Raw genomic sequence first — 8145 nt, forward strand, 5'->3', positions numbered from 1 at the left:
GTGGTGGCGGGCGCGGCTGTTATCTTTCTCGTTTAATGGCGCATGGTTTAAAAACAACGGCGACGTGGCCGGTAATTGGGTGGTGGCATACACCACCCAGGTATCTAGTGCAGGCCCCAGCGACTGCACCAGCTTCAGTTGCTCAGGCGCTTGATTTATGACCTCTTCAGCGCAAATCCCGGCCTCAAAAGTACCCGCTAGCAAGCCTTCTGCCACGGCAACCGTCGTGGGTGCCTCGATAATATCGCCAAAGCTGCTTAAATCCGTGTAATGGCGGGTAGCTGGTTGAATAGCCACATGACGAGGGGTGGCAATACTACGCTGAGCAACTAACGCTAAAGGCTTGCTGCCGGCAATAAAGACATCAACCGGATAGGCGCGGTGCATATAGCGGCCCACGCAATCGCTGTGGGCAAAGTGAGCAGTGCACTGGAGCAGATGGCTTACTCGCCCCTCAACCAGCGCTTCAAACGCCTCTTCAAACTGTTCGAAAAGCTGAAGATTCGTGGATGGCTGACCATGCTTCGCTAAATAGCGCAGAGCAATTAATTCATGATTGTTGCCGCTAGGGCCGAGGGTGGCAATTTGCACAGCGAGTTCCTCAGACGATTGTAAAACTTAGCGTAAGGTAGGCTACATAGCCGCCCAGTAGCGCGGCTCCTTCCCAGCGAGATAACCGCATGCCTGTGTAAAGAAACAGTAGCAATACGCCTGCTGCTCCGAGCATCACCCATTGGTCAAACTGACTTACTCGCTCGGCAATAGGCAGGGGCTGTAGAAAAGCTGATATACCTAAGATGCCTAGAAGGTTGAAAATGTTGCTGCCCAAAATATTTCCGACAGCCACATCGGCGTGGCGGCGAAGAGCCGCAATCACCGATACCGCCATTTCGGGTAACGAGGTACCTACCGCAACAATCGTTAAGCCAATAACTGCTTCGGAAATACCCATGGCTTGGGCTAAGCCAATGGCACCATAAAGTAACAGCTGCGAGCCACCTATCAACATCGCAAGCCCCACAATAAGCGCCATAACTATCATGGTTGTTGAGCTTGGAATTGCAGTGAGTTCGTCTGCTTCTGCGCTATGCATTTCAGCTGCGGGAAGTGGTTGAGCGCGTTCAGTGCGATATGCCCAAATGAGATAAGCCGTCAACGCGGCTAATAATATGACCGCATCCCAGCGGCCGAGGGCGCCACTCCAGGCCAGAGCAACAAATAGCAGGCTAGCGCCGACGACCACCACACCGTCTCGTCTTAGCGCCAGCGGCTGTACTGACATGGGGCAAATGACTGCGCAAAGACCAAGAATCAGCAGTATGTTGCCTATGTTGCTGCCCACGATATTGCCGACGGCAATATCTGGTTGCTGGCGAATGGCGGCATCAATGGAAACAACCAGTTCGGGGGAAGAGGTGCCAAAACCAACGACGACGAGGCCTGTTAATAGTGGAGAGACTCCCATTCGTTTGGCCCCGGCGACAGCGCCACGGATGAGAGCTTCGCCCCCCAGCGTTAATAGTACGATACCGACGGCTAAACTTATCCCATACAGCATGCTATCTAATCTCTTAGTGTGCTCACTTAGGCGTTATTCCAAGCGTAGGCTTCACACATTAGCGGGAATCGTTGCGTCTGCAAGTCAATTAATCGAAGCCTTATCCACGCAAGGGAAACGTCGGGTAGGCGTTCAGCAGGGTGTCTAGTTCATTGCATACAAAGCGCGGTTCAATCCACTGTGTCAGGTGTTCGTGAACGTAGTGAAGAAAGCGTTGTGCTGACTGTGGAAGGCGCTGATCATTGCGCACGATAAATTGCCAGTGACTTTCAATAGGTAGCCCCTGAACGGGTAACACTACTAGATCAGGATGCTTATTAGGCAAAACGTGTTCAGATAACACTGCAACGCCCATATTGGCGGCCACGCTTACTCGTATGGCCTCGTTGCTGGCCATCTGTAATGTTTTTTGCATGGTCAGTCCGTGTTCTTGCAGCCAGCTGTCTAATAACATGCGTGTGGCAGAGCCAGGCTCGCGTAGCAGTAAGCGCTCACTTAGTAGCTGCTCCATCGTCACGGCTTTCTGTTGAGCCAGAGAGTGGTCGGCGGCGGCAATGGCAACTAAAGGGTTGCGCATAAAGCGTGACGCGACCGCGTGAGCAAGCGCGGGCGGATGGCTAAAGACGTAAAGGTCATCTTCCTGGCGCTCAAAGCGCGCCAATACCTGTCGACGATTACCGATATGAACGGTGACATCGACATCAGGGAACGCCTGACTAAAAGGTCCTAAGAGGCGTGGTAAGACGTACTGAGCAGTGTTCACGAGCGCAATACTAAATCGCCCCTTACTGCCATACTGTAAATCACTGAGCTGGTCTGCAAAGTCATCAAAGCGCCCCAACACATCCCGACTTGCCTGATAAAGCGCTTGCCCTGTGGCGGTCATCGTCAGTCGCTGGGCATGCTGTTCTAACAACGGGCTGCCTACCGCTTCCCTGAGGCGTTTCAACTGCTGTGACACGGTTGGCTGGGTAAGGTGAAGCTGTCTTGCGGCTTCGCTGATGGAGCCACATCTAACGACGGTTACGTATACCTGGAGCAACCTAAAGGTCAGATGGCGAATATTCATAGCAACCGCAACTCCTGGGGCGTCTCTTAATGCATCATTATTGGGTAGTGGTGTAGATCAGCTTTATCAACGAATACCTGGCAAGCCATCATCGAAAAGCTAGGCTATTCCTTGCCGTTAATGGACAGGTGAAGACAAAAGAGTTTAAACCACATTACACTAAGGTGGCGCACGTTGGGTTGCTCCTCAAGGCCAAGAACATGGCTTTGAATAGCGTTGAAGAAAAGCATGTTGTTATATTCTAAATATCTTTAAGCTAATAACTATAAGGAATTCCACCTATGATGATCCCCTTTTTAACTTCGCGTCCGCTTAAAACGCTGACGGCCAGTTTATGTATCGGCGGGTTGTTAGTCTCTCCACAGGCATTCTCTCAGCAAGCGATCTTGGAAGGTGAGCGCTTTCACCCTCAAGAGAGTAGCCATGGCATGGTCGCTACCAGCCACTTTCTTGCCTCAGAGGTTGCCCGTGATGTGCTTGCTGAAGGAGGCAACGCCGTTGATGCTGCCGTAGTGGCCGGCTTTGCGCTAGCGGTGACTCAGCCCCGTTCCGGTAATATCGGTGGCGGTGGTTTTATGCTGATCTCGGATGAAACAAGCGATGAAGTCATTGCCATCGACTACCGCGAGATGGCCCCTTCAGCTGCCTTTGAAGCTATGTTCCAAGATGAAAATGGCGATGCAGTGACCGAGCGTTCCCGCTTTACTCACTTGGCCGCTGGCGTTCCCGGCACCGTTGCGGGGCTAGCACTGGCCCTGGAAGAGTATGGCACGTTAAGTCTTGCTGAAGCGTTGGAGCCCGCCATTCGTCTTGCTGAAGATGGCTTCGCGGTGCCTCCGCGCTTTGTTCAAGGGTTACAAGAGGCCAAAGAACGCTTCGAGCCCTGGGATGCGAGCATGGCCACGTTCTTCAAGGAGGATGGTAGCGCCTACGAGGTCGGCGATATTTTCAAGCAACCTGATCTAGCCGCGACACTCAGGCGCATTGCTGAACAAGGGGCTCGCGAGTTTTATGAAGGAGAAACGGCAGAGCTGATTGTTGCCGAGATGGAGCGTCACGATGGGCTGATTACCATGGAAGACATGGCTAGTTACGCCCCCATCATCCGTGAGCCCAGCCACGGTACTTATCGCGGCTACGATATTTACGCTATGAGTCCTCCTTCTTCCGGTGGTGCTCATATTGTGCAGATGCTGAACATTCTCGAAGAATATCCTATCGGTGAAATGGGCTTCGGCTCTGCTGAAAGCATGCACCTAATGGCCGAAGCCATGAAGCGTGCTTACGCTGACCGCTCGGAGTTCCTGGGCGATACTGACTTTGTCGATGTGCCTCTGGCCGGTATCACCTCAAAGGATTATGCCGCCGAACTGCGTAGCCAGATTGGCGACCAAGCTACCCCTAGTGCAGACATTGCGCCTGGCAATCCGAACGACTACGAATCTAATGAAACCACTCACTTTTCCATTGTAGATGACGGTGGTCTGGCAGTTTCAAACACGTACACCATCAACTTCAGTTATGGTTCTGGCATCGTGGTGGATGGCGCGGGCTTCTTGCTCAACAACGAAATGGATGATTTCTCAGCCAAGCCCGGCGTGCCCAACGCCTATGGATTGATTGGCGGCGAAGCCAATAAGGTCGAACCAGGCAAACGAATGCTTTCGTCTATGACGCCCACTATCGTCAAGCAAGACGGCAAAAACTTTCTGGTGACTGGCAGCCCCGGCGGTTCACGTATTATCACCACAACGCTGCAGGTGTTAATGAACGTGATTGATCATGATATGAATATCCAATCAGCGGTTAGCGCACCACGCATGCACCACCAGTGGCTGCCTGATGAGATTCGTGTTGAGGCAGGCTTTAGTCCAGATACACTTAACTTGCTTGAAGAGCGTGGCCACACGGTCAGTCAGCAGTCAGCCATGGGCGCTGCTCAGTCAATCATGATCAAAGATGGAATGTTCTTTGGTGGCGCCGATCCTCGCCGCTCCACCTCATCTGCTATTGGCCTTTAACGTTACGTTAGGCTCTTACCATCCCGCCCTGATTGCTCAGGGCGGGGTCTTTCAGGCATCGCGCCTAGTGACTCTTTCATGTCCTTAGTTTAACTACCATCACTGCCTATTAACTATCACCACTGCTTATTAATGAGTAGCGATAGGGTGATGATAGCTACATAGATAATTATCTATGATTTTCTTTTAATATATTATTAGTTATCTAGTGTCATCGCTCGCAAAATGCAGTCTCTTTTGACCCTAGGGAGCAGTGGTGATGCCAGATATTGTGGTGATGTTTTTTTTATTGGGGCTAGTCGCCGGAGCGGTGAAGTCGGATCTTCAGGTACCTAAAGCTACTTACGACACCCTAAGCCTGTTATTAATGCTCACCATTGGCTTAAAGGGAGGAATGGCACTGCATGGCAATATCCATTGGGGGTTGATGCCAGAACTTACCGGTGTAGCGCTGCTTTCAGCGTTTATACCGCTGATGCTGATGCCAGTGTTGCGCCGCTGGGTACGCCTTTCCGCCGCCGACAGCGCTAGCATTGCGGCTCACTATGGCTCGGTCAGTGCGGGTACGTTTGCGGTCGCTCTGGCGTATGTAGAAGCACGTCAGTTAGCGGTGGGGAGTGAAGTAACGCTCTATTTGGTCGCGATGGAGCTACCCGCGATTATGGTGGCGATTGCCCTGTTTAGACGCTATCAAGGCGCCGCTGTTAAAGAGAGCACCAGCAAGTTATGGCATGAAACTTTAACCAATCGTGGCGTTATCCTGTTAGTTAGCGGGTGGGGTCGTGATTGGCACGCTATACGGGCCATTTCAAGGAGAGGAAGTCACCGCATTGTTTACTGGGGCTTTCAAAGGCGTGCTGGCGTTGTTCCTGCTAGAAATGGGGTTAACTGCCGCGCAAACGCTGCGCCCAATGCCGTGGCATCATTGGCGCTTAGTGACCTTTGCACTGGTCACACCATTGCTGCTGTCACTGCTGGGGATTCTGGTAGGTACGCTAGTTGGTTTGCCAGTGGGCTCTGTGGTGATTCTTGCCGCATTGGCTGCTAGTGCCTCCTATATAGCGGCGCCGGCTGCAATGCGTGCAGCTATCCCTCAAGCGAGCATTGGGCTTGCGATGCTAGCGTCACTCGGCATTACTTTTCCTCTCAACGTGATGCTTGGGATCCCTCTTTACCATAGGCTGCTGGAGTACTTATTTAACTAACAAATGGGTCGCGCTATCGCTTCAATTTGTTTCGCCTGTTGTTGGAATAACTTATTGTTTAATTGAAATTTGACGCCAGCTTCTTGCTTATAGAGCTGGCGTTTTTTAGTTTATTTTTCTGTTTTAGTAGGTTTTATAGATAAATTTGAATAGTTTCTTAACGTACTTAGTTCAGCAGCCCTATTTGCTGTCCCATGTATATTTCCCCTGGAAGCAGCACGAAAAGCCGAGGAATAGACACGTTAAGTCATCGTTACCCTCGTATTCCCCCCTCTGTCAGCCTAGTTGTCCGGTTGGCGATATCGCCTAAACTCAGTCCAGAGGGAGCGGTATGGAATTCATGTGCCACGTTATTCTGAAGAGCGTAAAGCCGCCATCCTGAAAAAGTTATTGCCGCCCCACAATCGCAGTGTGGCGTCGGTAGCAACGGAAGAAGGCATCTCCAACGCGACGCTGTATAGTTGGTTAAAACAGTGTCGAGAAAAAGGAGTGCCTGTGCCGGGTTACACCCCAGGCGACAACGAATGGTCACCTGACGCCAAGCTAGCCGTTGTCATCGAAACCGCGACGATGTCAGAAACAGAGCTTGGCGCTTACTGTCGTGAAAAAGGCCTTTATCCCGAGCAAATTCAGCAGTGGAAAGCGGCTTGCCTCGAAGGCGCTGGTCGGCAAGAAGACCAGGAAAAAGCGGCGCAAAAGCAGCGTAAAGAAGACCGTAAGACCATCAAGCAACTCAAAGCGGAAGTGCGGCGCAAAGACAAGGTAGTGGCTGAGACGACGTCGTTACTGGTGCTCTCAAAAAAGCTCGAAGCCTTGTACAGCCAGCAATGGAAAGCCGCTTGTCTCGAAGGAGCTGGTCGGCAAGAAGAGCAGGCAAAAGCAGCGCAGAAACAGCGCAAAGAAGACCGAAAGACCATCAAGCAGCTCAAAGCGGAAGTACGGCGCAAAGACAAGGTGCTGGCAGAAACAACGTCGTTGCTGGTGCTTTCAAAAAAGCTCGAAGCCTTGTACGGCGAGGATCCGGACAGCGGCGAGGACGACTAACGCCTCTAAAGGAGTGGATGGCGCGTCTCGTTATAAAGCCGCTGAGATTATCAACGTGAATGAACGCACACTGAAACGTTGGCGATCTGAGTGTGGCGCTGTTGTTGAGGATCAGCGTCATCACGTGGTGCAAGGCAGGCAGCCGCATCAGCTAACGCATGAGGAAGAGCAAGCCATTTTGAACACTTGTCATCGTCCCGATTACCAGAGCTTGCCGCCGTCTCAAATCGTGCCCTTACTGGCAGACAACGGCGTCTATCTGGCCTCCGAATCGTCGTTTTACCGGGTTTTGAAAAAGCATCACCAGCAGCACCCTCGTGGCCGTATGAAACCACGCCGTCCAGTGCCCGCGCCGACCAGTTTTACGGCAACAGGGCCAAACCAGGTCTGGAGTTGGGACATTAGCTTCTGCGCCTCCGTTGTGCGAGGCCAGCACTGGTATCTCTACCTGATCATGGATATCTACAGTCGCAAAATCATCGCCTGGGAAGTTCACGACACCGAATCGGGCGAGCTGGCTAAACAATTACTGGAACGCGCTTTGCTGCGAGAAGGTTGCTGGCATCAACCACCGGTACTGCACTCAGATAACGGGGCGCCGATGACGTCCTATACGCTCAAAGCGAGGTTAACCGAACTGGGGATGTTGATGTCTTACAGTCGCCCGAGAGTAAGCAACGACAACCCTTACTCGGAATCGCTGTTCCGTACCGTCAAATATTGCCCAGCGTGGCCCACCAAGGGCTTTGCATCGCTGAGCGCGGTACGAGAATGGATGTTGGTGTTCGAGCGGGCTTACAACGAACAGCACCTTCACAGTGGCATCCAATATGTCACGCCAGCTGACCGGCATCGTGGCGTTGATCGAAAACGCCTTGAACGTCGTAAAGCGGTTTATGAAAGCGCTAAGCGTCGCTATCCGAAACGCTGGTCGGGCAGCACCCGAAACTTCGACATCGTGGTGTTGATCGAAAACGCCTTGAACGCCGTAAAGCGGTTTATGAAAGTGCTAAGCGTCGATATCCGAAACGCTGGTCGGGCAGCACCCGAAACTGGACCGTCATCGCGGCGTAGACCAAGAGCGCCTGGAACGCCGGAACGCGGTATACCAACGTGCGAAGCAGCGACATCCGCAACGCTGGTCGGGCCACACTCGAAACTGGGAAGTCACCGGCCCAGTCTCGCTTAACCCGGGAAAAATGCACGAAATCGAGCGTAATCAACAGGCTGCTTAAGCGCAGCCATTTG

At 52.3% G+C, this 8145-nt stretch carries 4 protein-coding genes and 2 pseudogenes; 3 read left to right on the forward strand and 3 right to left on the reverse strand.

Annotation, left to right across the window (positions count from 1 at the left end; all coding sequences use genetic code 11):
- The 3 genes from INT22_RS15095 to INT22_RS15105 all read right to left on the reverse strand — a co-directional run.
- Nucleotides 1-591 (reverse strand): hypothetical protein (locus INT22_RS15095; RefSeq protein WP_319022091.1); only part of this gene is annotated, 591 nt, incomplete at its 3' end.
- 10 nt (nucleotides 592-601) lie between these two features.
- Nucleotides 602-1558 carry a calcium/sodium antiporter gene (locus INT22_RS15100; RefSeq protein ID WP_193060668.1) on the reverse strand — a complete coding sequence of 319 codons (957 nt, stop codon included), beginning with the start codon at nucleotides 1556-1558 and terminating at the stop codon, nucleotides 602-604.
- A 100-nt stretch (nucleotides 1559-1658) separates the two neighbouring features.
- Nucleotides 1659-2627, reverse strand: a complete 969-nt coding sequence (locus INT22_RS15105) for a LysR family transcriptional regulator (RefSeq protein ID WP_089039937.1) — start codon at nucleotides 2625-2627, stop codon at nucleotides 1659-1661.
- Nucleotides 2628-2908: 281 nt separating this feature from the next.
- Here INT22_RS15105 and ggt point away from each other — a divergent pair, with 281 nt between their 5' ends.
- The 3 genes and pseudogenes from ggt to INT22_RS15125 form a co-directional block, all read left to right on the forward strand.
- Entirely contained in the window at nucleotides 2909-4648 is a 1740-nt protein-coding gene (ggt, locus tag INT22_RS15110; protein ID WP_193060667.1) for a gamma-glutamyltransferase, read from the forward strand.
- Between the two features lie 259 nt (nucleotides 4649-4907).
- Nucleotides 4908-5853 (forward strand): annotated as a pseudogene (locus INT22_RS15115) (sodium-dependent bicarbonate transport family permease).
- 342 nt (nucleotides 5854-6195) lie between these two features.
- A pseudogene (locus INT22_RS15125) lies at nucleotides 6196-7888 on the forward strand (IS3 family transposase); the annotation flags it as partial.
- Nucleotides 7889-8145 lie beyond the last annotated feature (257 nt).

The sequence above is a fragment of the Halomonas sp. 3D7M genome (assembly GCF_014897885.1).
Classification (GTDB): Bacteria; Pseudomonadota; Gammaproteobacteria; order Pseudomonadales; family Halomonadaceae; genus Vreelandella.